At 61.0% G+C, this 21,309-nt stretch carries 23 protein-coding genes; 10 read left to right on the top strand and 13 right to left on the bottom strand.

Translation table 11 applies throughout. The features are described 5' to 3' along the window. Window positions 1-28: 28 nt before the first annotated feature. From AC1DNK_RS00965 to ybaK, 3 genes are read left to right on the top strand one after another with little or no spacing between them, the layout of a single operon-like run. Entirely contained in the window at window positions 29-1,087 is a 1,059-nt protein-coding gene (locus AC1DNK_RS00965) for a succinylglutamate desuccinylase/aspartoacylase family protein (protein ID WP_477938858.1), read from the top strand. A gap of 2 nt (window positions 1,088-1,089) precedes the next feature. Further along, a complete protein-coding gene (locus tag AC1DNK_RS00960; protein ID WP_112385160.1) occupies window positions 1,090-1,440 on the top strand; it encodes an ArsC family reductase in 351 nt (116 codons plus the stop codon). 2 nt (window positions 1,441-1,442) lie between these two features. Further along, window positions 1,443-1,916, top strand: coding sequence for a Cys-tRNA(Pro) deacylase (gene ybaK, locus AC1DNK_RS00955; RefSeq protein ID WP_477938857.1), 474 nt, complete (start codon window positions 1,443-1,445; stop codon window positions 1,914-1,916). Here the strand turns inward: ybaK and AC1DNK_RS00950 are convergent. After that, window positions 1,913-2,356 (bottom strand): MarR family winged helix-turn-helix transcriptional regulator, encoded by a 444-nt coding sequence (locus AC1DNK_RS00950; protein WP_477938855.1) that lies wholly within the window; start codon window positions 2,354-2,356, stop codon window positions 1,913-1,915. The genes ybaK and AC1DNK_RS00950 overlap by 4 nt on opposite strands. Window positions 2,357-2,430: 74 nt before the next feature. Between AC1DNK_RS00950 and AC1DNK_RS00945 the strand changes: the two genes are divergently transcribed. Both AC1DNK_RS00945 and AC1DNK_RS00940 read left to right on the top strand, forming a co-directional pair. Next, complete coding sequence (locus tag AC1DNK_RS00945) at window positions 2,431-3,108, top strand: glutathione S-transferase family protein (protein ID WP_477938854.1); 678 nt, start codon at window positions 2,431-2,433, stop codon at window positions 3,106-3,108. A gap of 98 nt (window positions 3,109-3,206) precedes the next feature. Next, the gene (locus AC1DNK_RS00940; protein ID WP_477938853.1) at window positions 3,207-4,457 is read left to right on the top strand and encodes an aminopeptidase; all 1,251 of its coding nucleotides are present in this window, start codon (window positions 3,207-3,209) and stop codon (window positions 4,455-4,457) included. Between the two features lie 52 nt (window positions 4,458-4,509). On the opposite strand, the gene xseA is transcribed toward AC1DNK_RS00940, so the two are convergent. Both xseA and AC1DNK_RS00930 read right to left on the bottom strand, forming a co-directional pair. Beyond that, complete coding sequence (xseA, locus tag AC1DNK_RS00935) at window positions 4,510-6,096, bottom strand: exodeoxyribonuclease VII large subunit (protein ID WP_477938852.1); 1,587 nt, start codon at window positions 6,094-6,096, stop codon at window positions 4,510-4,512. 59 nt (window positions 6,097-6,155) lie between these two features. After that, complete coding sequence (locus AC1DNK_RS00930) at window positions 6,156-7,994, bottom strand: hypothetical protein (protein WP_477938851.1); 1,839 nt, start codon at window positions 7,992-7,994, stop codon at window positions 6,156-6,158. Between the two features lie 156 nt (window positions 7,995-8,150). On the opposite strand from AC1DNK_RS00930, the gene AC1DNK_RS00925 reads away from it, so the two are divergent. Then, window positions 8,151-9,176 (top strand): glycosyltransferase, encoded by a 1,026-nt coding sequence (locus AC1DNK_RS00925; protein ID WP_477938850.1) that lies wholly within the window; start codon window positions 8,151-8,153, stop codon window positions 9,174-9,176. Next, a complete protein-coding gene (locus AC1DNK_RS00920; protein ID WP_477938848.1) occupies window positions 9,173-9,550 on the top strand; it encodes a GtrA family protein in 378 nt (125 codons plus the stop codon). Before AC1DNK_RS00925 ends, AC1DNK_RS00920 begins: the two co-directional genes overlap by 4 nt. On the opposite strand, the gene AC1DNK_RS00915 is transcribed toward AC1DNK_RS00920, so the two are convergent. After that, window positions 9,551-10,537: a Gfo/Idh/MocA family protein gene (locus AC1DNK_RS00915; protein WP_477938846.1), complete on the bottom strand. Its 987-nt coding sequence runs from the start codon at window positions 10,535-10,537 to the stop codon at window positions 9,551-9,553. A 180-nt stretch (window positions 10,538-10,717) separates the two neighbouring features. Here AC1DNK_RS00915 and AC1DNK_RS00910 point away from each other — a divergent pair, with 180 nt between their 5' ends. After that, complete coding sequence (locus tag AC1DNK_RS00910) at window positions 10,718-11,665, top strand: aldo/keto reductase (protein WP_477938845.1); 948 nt, start codon at window positions 10,718-10,720, stop codon at window positions 11,663-11,665. Between the two features lie 11 nt (window positions 11,666-11,676). Next, entirely contained in the window at window positions 11,677-12,120 is a 444-nt protein-coding gene (locus AC1DNK_RS00905; protein ID WP_112385149.1) for a GNAT family N-acetyltransferase, read from the top strand. Here the strand turns inward: AC1DNK_RS00905 and AC1DNK_RS00900 are convergent. After that, window positions 12,110-12,727: a hypothetical protein gene (locus AC1DNK_RS00900; protein ID WP_477938844.1), complete on the bottom strand. Its 618-nt coding sequence runs from the start codon at window positions 12,725-12,727 to the stop codon at window positions 12,110-12,112. The genes AC1DNK_RS00905 and AC1DNK_RS00900 overlap by 11 nt on opposite strands. A 323-nt stretch (window positions 12,728-13,050) precedes the next feature. On the opposite strand from AC1DNK_RS00900, the gene AC1DNK_RS00895 reads away from it, so the two are divergent. Next, window positions 13,051-13,344 carry a hypothetical protein gene (locus AC1DNK_RS00895; RefSeq protein ID WP_112538347.1) on the top strand — a complete coding sequence of 98 codons (294 nt, stop codon included), beginning with the start codon at window positions 13,051-13,053 and terminating at the stop codon, window positions 13,342-13,344. Between the two features lie 50 nt (window positions 13,345-13,394). Here the strand turns inward: AC1DNK_RS00895 and pheT are convergent, their stop codons facing one another. From pheT to AC1DNK_RS00855, 8 genes are all read right to left on the bottom strand, one after another. Further along, window positions 13,395-15,830 (bottom strand): phenylalanine--tRNA ligase subunit beta, encoded by a 2,436-nt coding sequence (gene pheT / locus AC1DNK_RS00890; protein ID WP_477938843.1) that lies wholly within the window; start codon window positions 15,828-15,830, stop codon window positions 13,395-13,397. 15 nt (window positions 15,831-15,845) lie between these two features. Next, the gene (pheS, locus tag AC1DNK_RS00885; protein ID WP_477938842.1) at window positions 15,846-16,928 is read right to left on the bottom strand and encodes a phenylalanine--tRNA ligase subunit alpha; all 1,083 of its coding nucleotides are present in this window, start codon (window positions 16,926-16,928) and stop codon (window positions 15,846-15,848) included. A 30-nt stretch (window positions 16,929-16,958) separates the two neighbouring features. Further along, window positions 16,959-17,777 (bottom strand): BUD32 family EKC/KEOPS complex subunit, encoded by an 819-nt coding sequence (locus AC1DNK_RS00880; RefSeq protein ID WP_477938840.1) that lies wholly within the window; start codon window positions 17,775-17,777, stop codon window positions 16,959-16,961. Between the two features lie 97 nt (window positions 17,778-17,874). Further along, a complete protein-coding gene (gene rplT / locus AC1DNK_RS00875; protein WP_112385144.1) occupies window positions 17,875-18,279 on the bottom strand; it encodes a 50S ribosomal protein L20 in 405 nt (134 codons plus the stop codon). A 39-nt stretch (window positions 18,280-18,318) separates the two neighbouring features. Beyond that, window positions 18,319-18,522: a 50S ribosomal protein L35 gene (rpmI, locus tag AC1DNK_RS00870; RefSeq protein ID WP_007813308.1), complete on the bottom strand. Its 204-nt coding sequence runs from the start codon at window positions 18,520-18,522 to the stop codon at window positions 18,319-18,321. A gap of 238 nt (window positions 18,523-18,760) precedes the next feature. Then, the gene (locus tag AC1DNK_RS00865; RefSeq protein WP_477938838.1) at window positions 18,761-20,113 is read right to left on the bottom strand and encodes an ATP-binding protein; all 1,353 of its coding nucleotides are present in this window, start codon (window positions 20,111-20,113) and stop codon (window positions 18,761-18,763) included. Further along, the gene (locus AC1DNK_RS00860; protein ID WP_477938837.1) at window positions 20,110-20,775 is read right to left on the bottom strand and encodes a response regulator transcription factor; all 666 of its coding nucleotides are present in this window, start codon (window positions 20,773-20,775) and stop codon (window positions 20,110-20,112) included. The genes AC1DNK_RS00865 and AC1DNK_RS00860 overlap by 4 nt, the downstream gene beginning before the upstream one ends. Window positions 20,776-20,778: 3 nt before the next feature. Further along, window positions 20,779-21,291, bottom strand: coding sequence for a PepSY domain-containing protein (locus tag AC1DNK_RS00855; RefSeq protein ID WP_477938836.1), 513 nt, complete (start codon window positions 21,289-21,291; stop codon window positions 20,779-20,781). Window positions 21,292-21,309: the final 18 nt, after the last annotated feature.

The following is a 21,309-nucleotide window of genomic DNA, read 5'->3' as shown; positions in this document are numbered from 1 at the left end:
CTCCCAGCAGATTTTGCGGAGTGCTGACATGGATACGACCGAGATCATCATTCCTGGCGATACGCCGGGCATCGAATGGCGCCTGCCGGTGCTGCATTTCAAGGGCAGCGACCCGCACGCGCCGCGGATCTACATTCAGGCGGCGCTGCATGCCAACGAGCTGCCGGGAACGGCGCTGCTGCATTTCCTCTGCCGGAAGCTCAGAGCTGCCGAAGATGCCGGAAGGATCGCCAGCGACATTACCATCGTTCCGCAAGCCAACCCGATCGGCGCGGCGCAATCCCATTTCGGCGAGCTGCAGGGACGCTTCGATCTCGGATCGCGCACCAACTTCAATCGCGACTTCCCGCTGATTTCGCTGCGGGATCGCGATACGCTGGTCGAGGATCTGGACCGGTATCCGGCTACGGATCGTCTCAAGCGGCAGCTGATCCACATGGCACTCGGCGCCGATCTGGTGCTCGACCTGCATTGCGACGATGAATCACTGCAATATGCCTATATCGACGAGGCCTTCTGGCCCGAGGCGGCCGATCTGGCCAGCGCTCTGTCGATGGATGCCGTGCTGCTTTCGGATGGCGAAAGCTCGGCTTTCGAAGAGGCCGTCGGCTTTGCCTGGAAATACGAGGTGCCCGGCGAGAAGCGCAGCCGCTTGCCCGGCAAGCTCTCCGTAACGGTGGAGCTTCGCGGCCGCCGCGACGTCTATCCTGACATGGCAAGCGCTGACGCCGATGGCGTCTTCGCCTTCCTCGCCGCCCGCGGGGCGGTCAGGGACAGCGCCCCTCTCGGTGCTTTTACCAGACCTGCCGTGCCGCTCGACAATATCGAGATGATCCGCACGCCGGTTGCCGGCACCCTTCTTTTCCACCGCGACATCGGCGAGACGGTCGCTGCCGGCGATCTTTTGGCAACCATCGTCACGCGGCCGGGCATGGTCGATGGCGAGACGGAGATCCGTGCCCCGCAGGCAGGCTTGATCGTGACGCGCACGTCCGACCGGCTGGTGCGGCGGCGCGCAGACCTGATGAAGATTGCCTGCGGCGAGCCAAGCACGGCGCTGCGCAAGGCCGGAACGCTGGAAGACTGACGATGGCAACGACGATTTACGGCATCAAGAACTGCGACACGATGAAGAAGGCCCGCACCTGGCTCGAGGAGAATGGGGCGGGCTACGACTTCCACGATTATAAGGCCTCGGGCATCGACCGGGCACATCTGGAAGACTGGGTCGGCAAGGCCGGATGGGAAACGGTGCTGAACCGTGCAGGAACAACCTTCCGTAAGCTGCCGGATGCCGATCGCGAGAACCTGACACGCGACAAGGCGATCGCGCTGATGCTGGAGCAGCCTTCGATGATCAAGCGCCCGGTGCTGGAGCATGACGGCAAGCTGCTTGTCGGTTTCAAGCCTGATCTCTACGCTGCCGAATTCGGAAAGTGATCATGTCGAAGACGACGCGTGCCACGCAGGTCCTTGCCAAATCGGGCGTCGAATTCACGGTCCATACCTATGACTACGATCCGAACGCCGAACGCGTCGGCCTGCAGGCGGCGGAAGCGCTCGGCGAGGAGCCGCGCCGGGTTCTGAAGACACTGGTGGCCGAAGTCGATGGCAAAGCGGTCTGCGTCGTCGTCCCATCCGACCGTGAAGTGAGCATGAAGAAGCTGGCCGCAGCGTTTGGCGGCAAGTCCGCGAACATGATGAAGCCTGCCGACGCCGAACGGCTGACCGGCTATCATGTCGGCGGCATCAGCCCCTTCGGCCAGAAGAAGCTTGTGCCGACGGCCCTTGAGGAAGCAGCACTTACAGAAGCCCTGGTCTATATGAACGGCGGGCAGCGCGGACTGCAGGTGAGGCTCGCGCCTGGAGATGCGCTCAAGGCGCTGAACGCAAAGGCGGCATCGCTGATCGCCTAGGCCGACAGGTTCTTCAAAAGGCCTGAGAGCGCTTTTGCGGACGTATCGTCGAGCTTCGAGCCGACATGCCTTTCGATCGCCTTCGAATAGACCACCCACATCCGCTCCCGAAGCGCCCGGCCCGCATCGGTCACGACCACCCATCGACCACGGCCATCCTCCGCAAATGTCTCGCGGCCGACCAACCCCTCACGTTCGAGCCGGTCGATCAGGCGCGAGAGATTGTATTGCGCCAGCAGCGTGCGCTCTTCGATCTCGAAGGGCCTCAGACGGCTATCCGGCGCGCGGACCAGTTCCCACAAGACATCGTACCAACCAAGCGGCGGCATGCCCGCCTTTTTCAGGTCGGCCTCGATTGCGAGAAGCAACTTCTGCTGCGCATGCATGATACCGATCCACGCTTCGGTGACGGCATCGGATGGGGTGGTTTTCTCCGGCATGGATGCAATTACATCTACCTTGACGGATGCCGCAAGCATATTTATATGCAATTACATCTATAATGGAGATACCGATGCAAAAGCTCACCCTCATCTCGCACCATCTCTGCCCTTACGTGCAGCGCGCCGCGATCGCGCTCAGCGAAAAGGGCGTCCCCTTCGAGCGTGTTGTCATCGACCTCGACAACAAGCCCGAGTGGTTTTCGAAGATCTCGCCCCTCGGCAAGGTTCCGCTCCTGCTCATCGAGGACGATGGCGAACAGACAGCGCTCTTCGAAAGCGCGGCAATCTGCGAATATCTGGACGAAACACAGCCGGGGCCGAGACTGCATCCTGCCGATGCGTTGCTGCGGGCGCGGCATCGCGGCTGGATGGAGTTCGGCTCGTCCATCCTTTCCGATCTCTGGACCTATGAGACGACAGGCGATGCACGGCAGCTGGAAGACAAGCGCAAGGTGATCGCCGGAAAATTCAGAACCATCGAGGCGGAGCTCTCGGCCGGCCCGTTTTTCGCTGGCGATCATTTCAGCCTGGTCGATGCCGTCTTTGCGCCGATTTTCCGGTATTTCGACGTTTTCGATACGCTCGGCGAAAGCAATATCTTCAACGGGCTGCCGAAGGTGCAGGCATGGCGTAGCGAACTTGCGAAACGCCCCAGCGTGCGCGCGGCCGCCGCACCCGATTATCCGGAAAGGTTGATGGCATTTCTTGAAAAGCATCAGTCGGCGCTGCTTCGTCGGGCCGCCGCCTAGGGCCACATCCTCAAGCGGCGAATTCGATGCATCGAGCTTCATTTTCGCCGCAAACGGGTCTAAGTCTGCTGCCTGCAATTTATCAGGAGGTCGCGACCATGAACTTCATGCCCCAGAACCATTCGATCGACCCGGTCAAGCTGGATAAGCTTGCCGAGGTCGCGGTGAAGGTGGGCCTGCAGCTGCAGAAGGGCCAGGATCTGGTCATCACGGCGCCAGTCGTTGCCATTCCGCTCGTCCGCCTGATCACCAAGCATGCCTACCAGGCCGGCGCCGGCTTGGTGAATGCCTTCTATTCCGACGAGGAATCGACGCTCGCCCGCTATCAGTATGCGAGCGACGAGAGCTTCGATCGCGCCTCCGGCTGGCTCTACGATGGCATGGCCAAGGCCTATGCCAACAATGCCGCCCGGCTTGCCATCGCTGGCGACAATCCGATGCTGCTTTCGGACCAGGATCCGGGCAAGGTCAGCCGCGCCAACCGCGCCAATTCAAGCGCCTACAAGCCGGCGCTCGAGAAGATCTCGAATTTCGACATCAACTGGAACATCGTTTCCTATCCAAACCCTTCCTGGGCCAAGCTCGTTTTCCCCAATGATCCCGAAGCGATTGCCGTTGCCAAGCTCGCCAAGGCGATCTTTGCCGCGTCGCGCGTCGATCTCGATGATCCGATTGCCGCCTGGGCAGAGCACAACGGCAACCTCGCCAAGCGTTCGGCATGGCTGAACGGCCAGCGCTTCGCGGCCCTGCACTTCACCGGACCGGGCACGGATCTGACGGTCGGGCTTGCCGACGGCCACGAATGGCATGGCGGCGCATCGACGGCGAAGAATGGCATTACCTGCAACCCGAACATCCCGACCGAAGAGGTCTTCACCACGCCGCATGCGCTGCGCGTCGAAGGCCATGTGTCGAGCACCAAGCCGCTCTCGCATCAGGGCACGCTGATCGACAATATTCAGGTGCGCTTCGAAGGCGGCCGCATCGTCGAGGCCAAAGCGTCGCGCGGGGCCGAAGTGCTGAACAAGGTGCTGGATACCGACGAGGGCGCACGCCGCCTGGGCGAAGTGGCACTGGTGCCGCATTCCTCGCCGATCTCTGCCAGCGGCATCCTGTTCTACAACACGCTGTTCGACGAGAATGCCTCCTGCCACATCGCGCTCGGCCAGTGCTATTCGAAATGCTTTGTGGATGGCGCAACGCTCAGCCAGGACCAGATCAAGGCACAGGGCGGCAATTCGAGCCTGATCCATATCGACTGGATGATCGGTTCCAACAAGGTCGACATCGACGGCATCAGGCCAGATGGATCGCGGGTGCCGGTCATGCGCCAGGGCGAGTGGGCGTAACGGCAATCCAAGCTGGCGCGCGATACCATCGAGCGCCAGCTCTCCGGGCGTCCTAGAAGAGGCTTCCCTGGTTCGGAGGGGGCGCCTGTTCGCCGGACTTGGGCGGACGCTTCTTCGTCGCTGGCGGCGTTCCGCCCTCGGTGGTTACGGCACCGATGCGGCCATCCGAGAATTCGATCGAGATCCCAGCACCTGACGTCAGCATGGCGGCCTGCGAGACCGGCCGGTCCTCATCATCCCTGATGACTGCATAACCGCGCTTCAGCACGTTCTTGTAGGAAAGCGACTGCAGCACGCGATCCTGAGCGGCAAGCTCTCCCCGCGCCCGTGTCAGCTGATGGCGGACGGCCGTGTCGCCATGGCGGGACAGATTGGCGAGGTGATCGCGCATCCGGGCAGTCTGCGTCGTCAGGCGCGCCGGGACAGACGACAGCGTCACGCCGAAACGCTCGACCCGGCCTTTCAAGGCATCGATACGGCGCTCGACGATGCGCTCGGCCCGCGTCATCCGCTCGGCCAGCATCTGCCGCCGCTCGGTGATCCTGTTGGACAGCACGTCCGGGCGCAGATGCGATGCCACGCGCTCGAAACTGCCGCGCTTGTTGATGGTGTTGAGTTCCAAACCACGCCCGAGACCGGAGGCCGCTTCGTCGAACCGGCGGCGCGGCAGAGCCAGCAGCTGATCGAGCGATGGCAGTGCGCGCATCAGCGCCCGCACGGATTGGCGGCGATGATCCATCTGCCGTGTGATACAGCCCTGAAGACGGGCAGAAAGGCCGGCGATCTGCGCTTCCAGTTCCGCCTTGACCGGCACCGCCATTTCAGCCGCACCCGTCGGCGTCGGCGCCCTGACATCGGCCGCGTAGTCGATCAAGGTCCAGTCCGTTTCATGGCCGACGGCCGAAATCAGCGGAATAGCGCTTTCGGCCGCTGCACGGACGACGATCTCGTCGTTGAAGCTCCACAGATCCTCAAGACTGCCGCCGCCGCGGGCAACGATCAGCACATCGGGCCTTGGCATCTCGCCCGAAGGCTCGAAAGCGTTGAAGCCGCGGATGGCATTGGCAACCTCTTCGCCGGATCCTTCGCCCTGCACCTTCACCGGCCAGACAAGCACATGAACGGGAAAACGATCGGAGATGCGGTGAAGAATATCGCGGATGACAGCGCCCGTCGGCGAGGTGACGACACCAATTACCTTCGGCATGTAGGGAAGGCGGCGCTTGCGCGCCGGATCGAAAAGCCCCTCGGCACCGAGTTTGCGCTTCCGCTCCTCGATCAGCGCCATCAGCGCGCCGGCACCAGCCGGCTCCAGCGTTTCGATGACGATCTGGTATTTGGACGATCCGGGGAACGTCGTGATCTTGCCGGTGGCGATAACCTCCATGCCTTCCTCAGGCCGGAAGCGGAGACGCGAGAAAACACCCTTCCAGATGACGGCATCGATGCGTGCGCGATCATCCTTCATAGAAAAATAAGCGTGGCCGGATGAATGCGGCCCGCGATAACCGGATATTTCGCCGCGCACGCGGACCTGATCGAATGCGGTCTCGACCGTGCGCTTGATCGATCCCGATAGTTCGGAAACCGAATATTCCGTGAGGTTTGTCGGCGAATCGCCGTCGAAGACATTGCTCATGTCTTCGTTCTATCCGAAATACGGCGAAAGATCAGCCGGAAGATCGCCGGTCCGCGGCGTCAATCCACCGGCTTGAAGAGGAAGTACTGGACGCCTTCGGCCTTGGCATAGGGCTGAAGATAATTCGGCACATTGCCTTTGGCGAGCTGGGCGTAGAGGCCGTCGGGCTTGAGTTTTGCAAGCTGCTCGGTCGAGGGATCCTCATTGCAGAACGCCACCGCCGTTACGCCCGCACCACGCATGAACGCTTCGGCTTCCTTCGGTTCGGCGAGGCCGATATGCAGTTCGGTCAACATACCGCGCTGATTGCGATGATAGGGTGCAGTCAAGATGTGCTGACCGCTGAAACGCAAGATCGGTACACCCAACTCCAACGAGGCGACAACCATTCCCGTTGGGAGATTGTTGAGCGGTGCAATCGCTTCCTTTGATCGGCAGGCGGCCATATTCTCGGCCGCCTTCGCCTCCCCGTCCGCCTGTACCGCCTCATTTTTCGGCAGCGCTATCAGATCCGCGGAGACGGCCCAGATGGCAGGAACACTTCCAAGCACGACCAGAATAAAACAAAGCGCCGCCGCGACGCTTTCCCGATCAGCATTGGAGACTTTCCTAACGTCGATGATGAGCAACGCCAGCGGCAGGGCTGCCAAGATATTGGAGAATGGTGCGCCACGAACCTGAACGAGCGCGATTGCCCAGCTGACCGCGATCAAGAACAGCAAGATCAAGTGGATCTCGACGCGGTCCCGCTGCAGGATACGGAACAGGCAAGCGGCAATCGCAAAAATCCCGGTCGCATAGAAGGCACCAAGCGTATAGGGCTCCGTATGGCTCAGCGCGATGAACGACTGGGCCTCGGAAACTCGGCTTAGCCAGAGTTCGACAAGCATGGGGTCAAGGTCGCTGAGCGGATTGTGCAGGCACTGAGGCGCAATCAGCACCGCGGAGACAGCGACACCAGCACCAATGCCAGCGAGAACGATAAATCGTCTGCGCCGCGACATGCTGCTGGTGAACACCGCCGCCACGAACAGCAGCCCGCCCCCGATTGCGGAAAGGCTGTAGAAGCCAAGCGAGAGGTTGTCGCAGGTTACCGCAGAATAAAGGCTTGGAGGGATAGTTCCGAAAAACAGAATGCTGATGAACAGTGCCAAGGACAAGCCGAACGCCTTTGCGGCAGCGGTATAAGCTTCTCCGTGCCATGCCCAGGCGACAGCAACAATAATGCAAACTGAAGCTACCGCTGGTGTCGTTTCGGCACCGATGGCGATTGCTACGGCCGCGCAGAAGCCCGCGACTGCAAAGCTGCGCGCGCGATACTTATCGTCGAGCAGCATGGCGGCCATCATAGCGACCAACGCTTGCTGCGCATTGTGGTGATCGATAGCACCCGGCAGAAAGCGGCCACTGATAATAGTCGTCAGAAATGTCAGGCCGAGCGAGATATGCATCGCCAGAGCACCGCCAATTCGCCGGCCGGCGATTGCCATTGCCAACATCAGGGGTACCACGAGCGAGACAGGCCATATCGCCAACGCTACCGCCTCCGCGCGCTCCCCGGACAGAAACAGCCCAAAGAACTTGATGAGCGACGCAATCGGCAGATCGATCAACCGCGACCAATGCATCATCGTGCCGTCGACACCGAGGCGATATTGCATAAGATCGAACCAGTTCTGACCTCCTAGCAAATCGCGAACCTCGACAAGCCGCATGCCATCATCGTTGTCGGGCCCGACGTAGTCCTTCGCGTTTGGCAGCTTCATGATCAGGATCGCTACGATCAAGACCGCGCTATAGGCGAATACCGTCGGCCAAAGCCGCGAGAACAGCGCCTGAAATCGTGCAAGCTTGCTGCCTGAAGGGGAAATGGCGGTCATCTCTACAGCGTTCGTCATTTCGGGAACTCGTTGCCAGTTCCAGCTGGTTTATCAGCAGGCGATCAAGAAAGAGTAAAACGTGCCAGTTGAGCGCAATTGGCTGCCTGCGTCATAGCGTCTTATTAACATTGGCTGACTTATACTGCGTCCCGGCCAAACCCGGTGAGCAAGATCATGAACAGATCGCAGAACGATACCCCATCCATTGCCGTGCTCCTCCCCTGCTACAACGAGGCAGCAACGATCGGCTCCGTGGTTCGCGGGTTCAAGGCAGCGCTTCCCGAGGCACAGATCTACGTCTACGACAACAATTCCACCGACGGCACCGCGCTGCATGCAATGCTCGCCGGCGCAAATGTCGTGCGCGAGCGGCGTCAGGGCAAGGGCCATGTCGTGCGCCGGATGTTTGCCGATATCGATGCCGATATCTACCTGATGGCCGATGGCGACGGCACCTATGCACCGGAAGACGGCGAAGACCTGATCCGCACGCTTCTGACGGAGCGCGCCGACATGGTGGTCGGCACCCGCCGGAACGTCCGCGCCGACGCAGGCCGTCAGGGCCACGCCTTCGGCAACCGGATTTTCAACGTCCTCTACCGGACGATCTTCGGCCCTGATTTCACCGATATCTTTTCCGGCTATCGCGCCTTCTCGCGCCGTTTCGTCAAGAGTTTTCCAGCGGTATCGGGCGGCTTCGAAATCGAGACCGAAATGTCGGTCCATGCCTCCCGCCTGAAGCTGCCGGTCAGCGAGCTCGAGCTCGATTACGGCCGGCGGCCGGAAGGCTCGCATTCCAAGCTCTCCACTTTCAGGGACGGCGGTAAGATCCTCTGGATGTTTGCCATGCTGATGAAGGAAACACGGCCTTTCGCCTTCTTCGGCATCATCAGCGCAACATTCATGCTGGCAAGCCTTGGGTTCATGACGCCGGTGCTGGCGGAATATTTCGCGACCGGTCTCGTCAGCCGCATGCCTACCTGGGTTCTGTCCATGGCGCTGATGATGATCTCGTTCATGCTTTTCACCGCGGGCACGATCCTTGATTCCGTTGCGCGCTCACGGGCGGAGCAGCTGCGCATCCACTACATGGCAGCTGGTGCCGCAAGCCGACGCGAGCGGCAGCGCACAGAGCTTTCCGAGAATATTGCCGAGCCGGCGCGCAAGCCTGTCGCGGCCCGTAAGGCAGGTGCCGCGTGAAAAAGCTGCTGCGCTTCGGCATCGCCGGCGGGATTGGCTTCGTTGTCGACGCCGGATTGCTGACGCTGCTGCTGCATGTCACATCGCTCGGCCCGTTCATCGCCCGGCTGATTGCGATCGCGCTGGCGATGGTCGTCACCTGGATCTTCAACCGGACATTCACCTTCGACCGGTCGCCGCATTCGCTTGCCGTCGAAGGTTTCCGTTACGGGTCCGTCGGGATCACGTCTGCGCTCGTCAATTACGGCCTCTACGCCGCCCTGCTGTTGACGATGCCCGCGCTGCAGCCACTGGCGGCGCTGGTGCTTGCCACCGCCGCGTCGATGTTCTTCAGTTTCTTCGGTTATTCCCGCTTCGTCTTCCGCAGCGAGTGATCAGACCGGCTCCCAGCCGTCCTTCTCGCTGGCGCGATAGATCGCGTCGATCACCTTCTGGTTCAGCTTCGAATTTTCCAGCGTGACGACCTCTTCCTGCTCGCCCTTGGCGGCGCGGGCAAAGGCCTCCGCCTGCTTGCGATACTGGCGGCTGTCCTGGAAGCGGAAGATGGTCGACTGGTTGTGGGCGCGATTGCTGAGCTCGATCTCCTCGGGCCCCCAGCGGTCAGCATTGAAGGGGGATTTCACCTCGATGAAGCCTTCGGTGCCGTGGAACACCATCAGCTGGCGGTTGGCCATCTGCGTCGAGATGTAGAAGCTCAGCTCGAACTCGCCGAAATCGGCCTTAACGCTCGAATAGATATCGGTGCCGAATTCTGGATCGCGCTCAGTAACGGCCTGGATGCGCAGTGGCTCCAGACCGGTCGAGAAGCGGGTGCTGATCGTCGGGTAGACGCCGATATCGGGCAGACCGCCGCCGCCAAGCTCGGGGATATTGCGCATGTTGCCCGGATCGCGGTTGAAATAAGTGAAGACACCCTGAACATGGCGTAGCTTGCCGATGGCGCCCTCGGCGATCAGCGAGCGGACTTTGCGCCAGACCGGCGCATAGGTGACCATGAAAGCTTCCGAGATCACCACCTTGTTGCGGTCCCGCGCCGCGATCAGCTTGTCGATCTCCCCAGCCTTCAGCGCGATCGGCTTTTCACAGAGGACGTGCTTGCCGGCATCCGCCGCCTTGATCGCCCATTCGATATGCTGCGACGTCGGCAGCGGGATGTAGACGGCGTCAATCTTGTCGGATGCCAGCATCTCTTCGTAGGAGCCGAAGGCATGCGGGGCAGAGAAACGGTCCGCCATCTCGCGGGCGCGAGCCAGATCACGGCTGGCGACGGCGCTGACAACGCAATTTTCGGCATCCTGAATGGCGGGCACGACAGCCTCACGACCGATCTTGGCGGTGGAAATGATACCGAAACGCAGCATGGATAAGCCTCCCAAGGGTTGATTGCGCGCACCTTATTCACCGGGCGGCAGGCAGGCAATGGCGCGGCTGCAGATCACGAAAGTTTGGTTTCCTTCGGCGCCGGGCTGCACTAGGTTATTCTCCGGCGGCGTTCTGTCGTGTCTGCACTTTCACTTAAATCAGCACTTTAGGAGAGCGCCATGGAAATGCGCCGGCTTGGAAAGACAGGTCTTTCAATTTCCCCGATCGTTTTCGGCGGCAACGTTTTCGGCTGGACTGCCGACGAAAAGACATCCTTCGAGATTCTCGATGGCTTCTTCGACGCTGGTCTCAACACGATCGACACCGCAGACGTCTATTCGGCCTGGGTTCCGGGCAACAAGGGTGGCGATTCCGAGGAGATCATCGGCCGCTGGTTGAAGAAGGGGAAGGTGGCGCGCGACAAGACTGTCATCATCACCAAGGTCGGTTCCGACATGGGCCAGGGCAAGACGCTGAAGGAGCAATATATCCTCAAAGCGGTCGAAGACTCTCTGCGCCGCCTACAGACGGATTACATTGACGTCTACCTCTCCCATTGGCCGGATGCCGATACGCCACATGAGGAAAGCCTGACCGCCTATGCCAAGCTGAAGCAGCAGGGCAAGATCCGCTCCTTCGGCTGCTCGAACTACGATGCGCCGATGCTGCGGGCATCCCTGGACGCTGCCGACAAGGCAGGGCTGCCGCGCTATGACGTGCTGCAGCCTGAATATAATCTCTACGAGCGCTCAAGCTTCGAGGGACCGCTTGCCGATCTTTGCGTCAAGGAAGACATCGGCGTGATCACCTATTTCAGTCTGGCCGCCGGCTTTCTCTCCGGCAAATACCGCACCAAGGCCGATACGGAGGGCCGGGCGCGCGAGGGGCGTGTTTCCCAGTATCTCGACGCCAAAGGCATGCGCATCCTCGACGCGCTCGACAAGGTTGCCGCTGAAACAGGCGCCAAGCCTGCAGAGATTTCGCTCGCCTGGTTGCTGAACAAGAAAGGCGTGACGGCGCCGATTGCCAGTGCTACCAGCCTTTCGCAGCTCGAAAGCCTGGCAAAGGCCGCGAGGCTGCAGCTTTCCAGCGAAGCTTTGGCGCTGCTCGACAAGGCAGGCGCCTGAGGAGATAATCAATGACCGTGACGATCCGGGATGCGAGACCTGAAGATGAAAGCCGCTGGCGGGACCTCTGGAAGGACTATCTCGAATTCTATGACGTCACCGTCGATGAAAGCATCACCGATTCCACCTGGCGCCGGGTTTTCGATCCGGCGTCGGCAATCTTCATGCGTGTTGCCGAGATAGATGGCGCTGTCGCCGGCTTCAGCCTGTCGCTGACGCATGAGGGCACCTGGATCCATGGCAAGGACTGCTATCTTGAGGATCTCTTCGTCGATCAATCGATCCGCGGCAAAGGTATCGGGCGTGCCCTGCTCGACGATCTCGTCGATCTCTGCAGGGCGAACGGCTGGTCCCGGCTCTACTGGCATACGAGCGAGAGCAACGCGCGGGCACGGGCACTCTACGACAGCTATGTCGAGAGCGACGGACATATCCGGTATCGTATCAATATCTGAGCGGCGGGAAGCCCTGGTAGAATTCGGAATGATCGCCCTCCCAGTTGGCCATGCCTGACTTGGTCAGGATACCTCGCGGGCGCACGTAGCTCTGGATGATCCGCCGCGGACGCTCGTGCCATTGAATGTTGAAAGCCCATAGCTTCGGGAAGAAGCAGAGCGCCGCGTAGGGAAGCTTGTCGTGGATCCACCAGGCAAGCCGTTGCCAATCCTCTTCGTCGCGGTAGTTATCGACAAGCCAAGGGACCACAACACAGGCTGTCGCTCCCATGCAGCCATCGAGATCCCGCATATCCCAGATATGATCGGCTGCCGTCGCCGCATTTGACGAGCAGTTCAGCTTGTTCCTGTTGCCGAAGCCGTTCACCTCGGCCGACCTGTAGCCCGACCGGATGTGAAGGCGGCCGAATGTCGCCTGCAGAGGCTCCAGAAGCTCCTCGCAAAGCCGCCTGCCCGCCTCGATCGCCAATTCCGGATCGTCGGGAATATTCGGAATGCGATAGAAATCGGCGATCTCGGAATGGAGGAAGTCGCGGAAGAAGAAATTCTTCGACAGGCGCGCACGACCCATGTCTTCCAAAGACTTCATCGATCCCGGCTTTTTCATCAACGCCCTCCTCTTGCCACGCAGAGCATCGGCGAATTCGCTGCGTGTTTCCACCCGGTTTCGGCAAAACGGTCGCGATCCCGGGGTTGGTAGCGCGGCGCTGGCCCGCAAAGTAATTCGAGCGACCGCGTGCGCCGGAAAAGCGAAACGGCAGAAAATCTGAACTCAGCACGCGTCACGGATCAATAAAGGCAGCGGATCCGGCGAATAAAACGGCTCGCAACTTATAATACCAAATGTATTGCGGCTTTCGCACAACCTAGCCTTCTTTTTGCATCGACCGGCACTAGTTAGAAGGCGTGACCGGAAATGGGGGACAAATCATGCCGGATGCCAAGAAGGACAGCGCGAAAGCGACATCAAGCAATCTGTCCGATATCGAAGGCCGTATGCTCGTGCTGGAAATCGTGGCGATGACATCGCTCGCCATGGTGCTTGATACATCCGATCCCGAGAATGCCAAAATCGGTCGAGGCGTGCTCTATCTCATCCGCGAGGCGGTGGAGAAAAAGTGTGAGGAAATGAACCTGTCCGAAGAGGCGACGGATACGGCGCAGGTCTATGTGGAGGAGCTTCTCCAGACAGCGATGCATTCGCTCTTTCCGGAAAAACACTAGAGACAAAGAAAAACCGGCTTCCGCCGGTTTCTCGTTTGGTTTTCTGAACCTTAGCTTCGCAGCACGCCGCCGGTGAATTTTGTCACGCTGGCGATGATCTTCTGCGTCAGTGCTTCGAAATCTTCGTCCGTCAGCGTCCGCTCGACTGGCTGGATCTGAACTTCGATGGCCACAGACTTCTTGCCCTCACCAAGCGATGCGCCTTCGAAGATATCGAAGACGTTGACGCCGGTGATCAGCTTGCGGTCGACGCCGCTCGCCGCCTTGAGGATGGCACCCGCTTCCACCGTCTTGTCGACGACGAAGGCGAAATCGCGCTTGACTGTCTGGAAGGCCGAAAGCTCGAGCGCCGGCTTGGTGCGTGTCGCCTTCTTCTTCGGTTCAGGCATGGCATCGACATAGACCTCGAAGCCGCAGAGCGCGCCCGAGACATCAAGCGCTTCCAGCGTCGAGGGGTGGAACTCGCCGAAATAGCCGAGCACGACCTTCGGACCCATCTTGATCGTGCCGGAACGGCCGGGGTGATACCATTCGGGACCGCCCTGCTCGATCTGGATATTGCCCATCGGCAGACCGCAGGCTTCGATCACGGCAAGCGCATCCGCTTTGGCATCGAAGACGTCTACGGGCTTGCCGCCGCCCTTCGCTGCGTTCGACCACATGCGGCCGGCCCCGGACATCGTTGCCGTTCCGCGGCGGACGCCACCAGCAACGCGGCGCTGGCCTTCCGGCCGGTCATTTTCGTAGGTGCCGGATACTTCGAAGATCGCGACGTCGCCATAGCCCTTGTCGGCGTTGCGCTGGGCAGCGGTCAGCAGACCCGGCAGCAAAGAGGGGCGCATATCCGACATTTCGGCAGCAATCGGGTTGGCAAGCTTCAGCGCCGGTGAACCGCCGCCGAAAAGCTTCGCCTGATCTTCCGGAATGAAGGACCAGGTGACGGCTTCCAGCATGCCGCGCGAAGCAAGCGCGCGCTTGGCGGTGCGGGTACGGATCTGCAGCGTCGTCAGGATCTTGCCGTTGACGGCAGCATGACTTTCGAGCGGCGCCGGCTTGATATTGTCGACGCCGTGGATGCGCATGACTTCCTCAACGAGATCGGCCTTGCCATCGACATCGGGACGCCAGGAGGGAACGGCGACCGAAACGCGCTCGCCGGAGCCGGAGACCTTGAAGCCGAGGCGACCAAGGATCGCATTGCTCTCATCGGTCGAGACCTCGAGGCCGGTCAGGCGCTTGACCTCGGAATAGGGGAAATCGACAATCTTGGCTTGATAGCCCTTGTAGCCGACAACCTCAGCCTTGGCAGGCTTGCCGCCGCAAAGTTCCAGAACCAGCTCGGTGGTGCGCTCGAGGCCCGGGACCATGTATTCCGGATCGACGCCGCGCTCGAAACGGTAACGGGCATCGGTGATGATGCCGAGGCCGCGGCCCGACTTTGCGATGTTCATCGGATCCCAGAGGGCCGACTCGATCAGGACATCGACGGTATTCTCGTCACAGCCGGAGTGCTCACCACCCATGATGCCGCCGATCGACTCGACGCCGTTGTCGTCAGCGATGACGACGTTGTTGGCGCCGAGCCTGTATTCGCGCTGATCGAGCGCCAGTACCGTTTCGCCATCCTTGGCGCGGCGAACCGTCAGGTTGCCCTTGACCTTGGCGGCGTCGAAGACGTGCATCGGGCGGCCCTGGTCGAAGGTCATGTAGTTGGTGATATCGACCAGCGCGTTAATCGGGCGCAGACCGATCGCCAGCAGGCGCTGCTGCATCCACTTGGGGCTCGGTCCGTTCTTGATGCCGCGCACGATGCGCAGGCCAAAGCCCGGGCAAAGCTTCTCGTCATCGAGATCGAGCGTCACCTTCACCGGCGTCTCGCCTTCGACGGCGAAGGACGGCGCAGGACGGGTCTTCAGCGTGCCGAGGCCGGAAGCGGCCAGATCGCGGGCGATGCCGTAGATCGAGGTGCAGTCCGGACGGTTCGGCGTCAGGTTGATCTCGATCATGGGATCGTCGAGATGAGCATAGGCGGCGAAAGACGTGCCGACGGGCGCATCGGCAGGCAGATCGATGATGCCGTCGTGATTATCCGACATGTTCAGCTCCTTTTCGGAGCACATCATGCCGTGGCTTTCGACGCCGCGAATCTTGCCGACGCCAAGCGTCACGTCGATCCCGGGCACATAGTCGCCCGGTTGCGCCAGCGCGCCGACGAGGCCGGCGCGGGCATTCGGTGCACCGCAGACGACCTGCAACGGCTTGCCGCCATTGACGCCAGGGCCGGCATCGACTGACAGCACCTTCAGACGATCGGCTTCCGGATGCTTTTCAGCCGACAGTACCTTGGCGATTACGAAGGGCTTATACGCAGCCTTATCATCGACATCCTCGACCTCGAGGCCGATTTCCGTCAGGCGGGTGCAAATTTCATCGAGCGAGGCATCCGTTTCCAGATGATCCTTGAGCCAGGAGAGTGTGAATTTCATAGGTCCAATCCTCCCTTACGCGCTCAGGCCGCCGAACAGCGTCGGCATGTCGAGCGGGCGGAAGCCATAGTGGTTCATCCAGCGGACGTCGGCGTTAAAGAAGTCGCGCAGGTCGGGCATGCCGTATTTCAGCATGGCGATGCGGTCGAGGCCCATGCCCCAGGCAAAGCCCTGATATTCGTCCGGATCGAGCCCACCGGCGCGCAGCACGTTCGGGTGAACCATGCCGCAGCCGAGGATTTCCATCCAGTCGGTGCCTTCACCGAACTTGACGATCGGGCCGGAGCGGTCGCACTGGATGTCGACCTCGAAGGATGGTTCCGTGAACGGGAAGAAGGACGGGCGGAAGCGCATCGTCACGCTATCGACTTCGAAGAAGGTCTTGCAGAACTCTTCCAGCACCCAGCGGATATTGGCGACGTTGGCCTTCTTGTCGACAACGAGGCCCTCGACCTGATGGAACATCGGCGAGTGCGTCGCGTCACTATCCTGGCGATAGGTCTTGCCGGGGATGATGATGCGGATTGGCGGCTTCTGCGCTTCCATCGTGCGCACCTGCACCGGCGAGGTGTGCGTGCGCAGAACCTTGCGCTCGCCGTTCTCATCCGGATTGAAGAAGAAGGTGTCGTGCATCTCACGGGCCGGGTGTCCCTCGGGGAAGTTCAGGGCCGTGAAATTGTAATAATCGGTTTCGACGTCGGGGCCTTCGGCGATCGAGAAGCCCATGTCGCCGAAGATCGCCGTGATCTCATCGACGATCTGGCTGATCGGATGAATGCGGCCGCGCTCTGCGGGAGACGAGCGGACCGGCAGGCTGACGTCGACGGTCTCGGCCTTCAGGCGCGCATCGATGGCCGCGCGCTTCAGATCGGCCTTGCGCAGGTTGATGGCATCGGTCACCACAGTCTTCAGCGCATTGATCGCCGCACCGCGCGTCTGGCGCTCTTCCGGCGACATGGCGCCGAGCGTCTTCAGCAGTTCGGAAACGGATCCCTTCTTGCCGAGTGCGCCAACGCGCACCGCTTCGATCGCAGGCTCGTCGGCAGCGGCCGCGACATCGGCCAGCAGTTGCTTTTCCAGAGTTTCGAGTTCGGTCATCTTTTCCTGCCTTGCGGGCGTCAATATGCTTCAGGAAGCGTGTTTCAAGTAACTGGTGGCCATGATGAACTGCCGCAGATCACTACCCATGTGAACGCGGCCAATCAACCGGGCAAACCACAAAAAGGCGCCCAGAAAGCCGGTGAGTTTGTGCAGTTCGTCAATGGCGCCGGCCGGTGCTGCCTCGCACCACGCTTTATAGGCCCGGTCATGGGTTTGACTGCCCAGCCGGGCGCGGCCTGCGATCTGCAGGAAGAGCAGCCATATGTCGCGCGCCTGCGCCGTAGCCAGCGGCATGACGGTGTCAGGTTCTTCTTCGAAATCCATGAAGCCGATGCGGCCATCCTTGACGAACATGTCGCGCGGAAACGGGCGCCCATGGCACAGACCCTTGGCGTGAAGCCGGCCGAGCTCGCGAGCGCAGAGGACGAGCAGATCGTCATGGGCTACCGGATCGCTGCCAGCAATTGCGCGCAGCTGCTGTCCGACAGTCAGGCCGACATCACTGAAAACGACGGCGCTGCCGGACGAATAGACAACGCGCGCGGTCGGTACGTCCTTGGATGCGAACATGGTGATACGCCGGATTTCGCGTTGTGCCATGCCTTCGTCATCCAGCGCCGGTGACGGCCGGAGAAACGGCGCACCAACCAGATTGGCGATCATCCGCTGCAGAACGACCCAGCGCGAAGTGCACTCCGTGCCATAGCGCTTGATCCAGACGGCCCCCTGCGACAGCGGCACACACTCGACCCTGTGCGAACCCGACAGCAACGCAGTGAGAAGAACCGGAATGTCCTCCTCGCTCAGGCCGCGTCCGGCTTTCAGATTGTCGATAGCGTCCGCCACGTTCCCGTGACCCCCATTTCAAATCGCAAACAAAAACCCGCGCCAGCTAGCCAGCGCGGGTTTCAAAACATCGAAACTGAGGTTCGATAGCGCCGGCTTAGTTAACCGCTGCTTCAAACTCGTTCTTCGTGCCGGCGTCCTTAAGGTACTCAAGGGCCTTCTTGGAAGCATCGACGAGAGCGCCGAATGCTGCAGGCTCATGGATCGCCATGTCGGAGAGAACCTTACGGTCGACTTCGATGCCAGCCTTGTTCAGGCCGTCGATGAAGCGGCCGTAGGTCAGGCCGAATTCGCGGACAGCAGCGTTGATACGCTGGATCCAGAGCGCGCGGAAATTGCGCTTGTTGACCTTGCGGTCGCGGTAAGCGTACTGCTTGGAGCGGTCAACCGCTGCCTTAGCCGTACGGATGGTGTTCTTGCGGCGGCCGTAAAAGCCCTTTGCGGCCTTCAGAACCTTCTTGTGCTTGGCGTGGGCGGTAACGCCTCTTTTTACACGTGCCATTTCATGATCTCCTTAATCTACAACGTTCGCGGAAGAGTCTTAGAGACCGTTCGGCAGATAGTTCTTCACAACCTTGCGGCCATCGGGTTCAGCCAGAACCATCGTGCCACGTGCATCGCGAATGAACTTGTTGCTACGCTTGATCATGCCATGGCGCTTGCCAGCAGCTGCAGCCTTGACCTTGCCGGTTGCGGTGATCTTGAACCGCTTCTTGGCAGAGGACTTCGTCTTCATCTTGGGCATTTTGCTACTCCGTTTCTGTCCTCCCTGCATGTTTCAAAGAAACCCTCGAGCGATGTCCGGAAAACCGGCCGTCGCAACCAGGTGCGGGAGCGTTTGTTGTTGATCTGCGGGCCCGGTGACGAAACCTGCCCGCAAGCATTCGAAACTGCCACGGCATGCCCTGCCGGTCAGTTCGGACGCGCGCTTATAACCGCAGTGTCATGAAAGTGCAACGGGGCGGCCGGCGGAATCTTGGCACTCAGGCCGCGGGCATCAGATTCTTCGGCGCGGGCAAGGCCAAGGTGACTTCCAGGCCGCCGAGATCCGAGCGCGAAAGGACAATCCTGCCGCCGTAAGCCTCGGCGATGTCGCCGGAAATGGCAAGCCCGAGACCGGAACCTGCATGCGCATCGTCAGCGCTGACACCGCGCTTCAACATCATCGCATAGTTTTCGGGAGGCACGCCAGGGCCATCGTCGCCGACCCGGAGGATAACGGCCTCGCCTTCCCTCGACGCCGAGACGTCGATGCGGGAGCAGGCAAAGCGCACCGCATTGTCGAGAATGTTGCCCATGGCCTCAGCGACATCGGCGGGATCGGCTTCGATGGTCAGCGCCGGATCGATATCGACTTTCCAGCCAACGCCCTTGCCGTCGGTGACCGGTGAGAGAACACTGACCAGCTTGCCCGATATGCCGAGAAGCGATGTCGTCGCCATGCGTTCGACACCCATCCTCGCGGCCTGCAATTGCCGGTCGGCCCGCTGGCGCACGAGTTCGATCTGCTGCAGGGCGGTATCGCGCTTGTTATCCGGCAGGCTTTCGACGAGATGGGACAGAACCGTCAGCGGACTCTTCAATCCGTGCGCCAGATCGCTGGCCCGCGATCGTGCCCGTTCCACGGCGGTTTCGCGCTCCGCCAGCAGAAGATTGATCTCGTTGACCAGCGGGCGGACCTCGCTCGGTCCTTCGGCACCGATATGGGCGCTGCGTCCGGCGCGGATATTCGCCACCTCGTTGCGCAGGCGCACTAGCGGCTTCAGGCCGATCAGCCCCTGCAGAAAAGCGGCGGCAAGCAGAAGCAGGCCGGTTGCGGCCAGCATGAGCTGCAGCGGCCTATGATAATTCGACAGCGCGCTTTCCATCTCGTCTTTGGAGAAGGCCGTATAGATCGTAAAGTGTTTGCGCGCATCACCCTCACCTACAGACATCGCCTTCACGGTGACCAGGATCGTCGCCCCATCCGGCCCTTCGGCCTCGTGAAACCCACAGTAGAGATCCCTGGAAAGGCTATCCCTGGTCAGTTCCTCGTCCCAGAATGATCGCGAGCGGAGCGGCGGCTGAGTGGGGTCGTCGGGCGTTATCTGCCAATAGCGTCCGCCGGCCGGTGTCTGGAACCGCGGATCGGACGGTTCGCTGATCAGCGAAAGCCCGCCGTTTTCGATTGCCAGACGGGCGCCCAGAGCATCCGACACCGCGGTCATCTCGTTCGCATACTGGTCAGCCAGATAGTCTTCGAACAGATGGCCGAGAACGAACCAGACCAGCGCGAGAGCGACGGCAATCGCAACAAGGGCGCCAGCAGCCAGACGGAAGCGCAATGACTTCGTCATCGTGTCTTGCCCGGCAGCACGTATCCGAAGCCGCGGCGAGTTTCTATCGCGCTGCTATCGGTCTTCTTGCGCAATCGCGCCACCATGGCCTCGACGGCATTTTTGGCGGCGTCGTCATCGCGGCCCTGGACCTGGCTCGCAAGTTCCGCTGGCGTCAGCACGGCGCCCGGACGATCGATGAACACGGAGATCATCCGGTATTCGAGAGGGCTCAGATCAAGTTCACGGCCATCGAAGGTCACACGGCGGGCCTGTTCATCCAGCGTGAAGCGGTCGGCCGATTTCACCCGCTGCTGCATCCTGCCTGATCGGCGAAGCAGAGCGCGAAGGCGTGCCAGCAATTCCTCGCTGCGGAAGGGCTTCGGCAGATAGTCGTCGGCCCCGGCGTCGAAACCATCGACGCGTTCCATCCAGGAGCCGCGGGCCGTCAGCACAAGGACCGGCGTTTCGAGACCATTGGCCCGCCAGCGCTTGAGGATCGACAGGCCATCCATGCCGGGAAGACCGAGATCGAGGACGATGGCAGCGTAATCACCGGTTTCGCCCTGCTCCCAAATTTCGGGACCGGAGTTCAAGGTTTCGACGAGATAGCCTTCGCGTCCCAACGTCTCGGCAAGGTGCACCGATATATTGGCGTCGTCTTCAGCCAGTAGGATCTTCATCGGTCACTTGTCCCCGATCACTTCGCCGCTGCGGGCATCGACGCGCAGCGTGCGTATGGTGCCTTTTCCATCCCGAAGCTTGAGCTGATAGACATCACTGAACAGCGAGCGGCTGAGACTGACGTCGATCACCCGGCCGTAACGGCGGGAATCGATCTTCTGCAGCAGCGATTTCAGCGGCAGGATGCGGCCTTCGCGCACGGCATCGCGTGCGCGGTCGTAATCGGCGCGACCGGAGCCGCTGCCGCTGCTGGTTTCGCGGCCACCGTGATCATCGCCTCCGCCGTCGTCATCACCGCCGCCATGGCCGCCATGATCGTCTCCGCCATCGTGGCCGGAGCCTCCCGATCCCGAGTTCGAGCCTGAACCGGATGAGCCGGAGCCGCTCGAACCGCTGCTGCCGGAACTGCCACTACTGCCGCCGCCATCTTTTGCCGCCGCCGGAGACGCAGACAGTGCGGCCGCAACGATGGCGGCTGACAGCAGGAGAGCGGTCGATCTGCGGGTGAAAGACATGCCTGATCCGGACCTCAT

It is taken from the genome of Rhizobium sp. 01N424, assembly GCF_056399485.1.
Note: the sequence above shows the minus strand (reverse complement) of the source record. Positions and strands in the feature narration are given on the sequence as shown.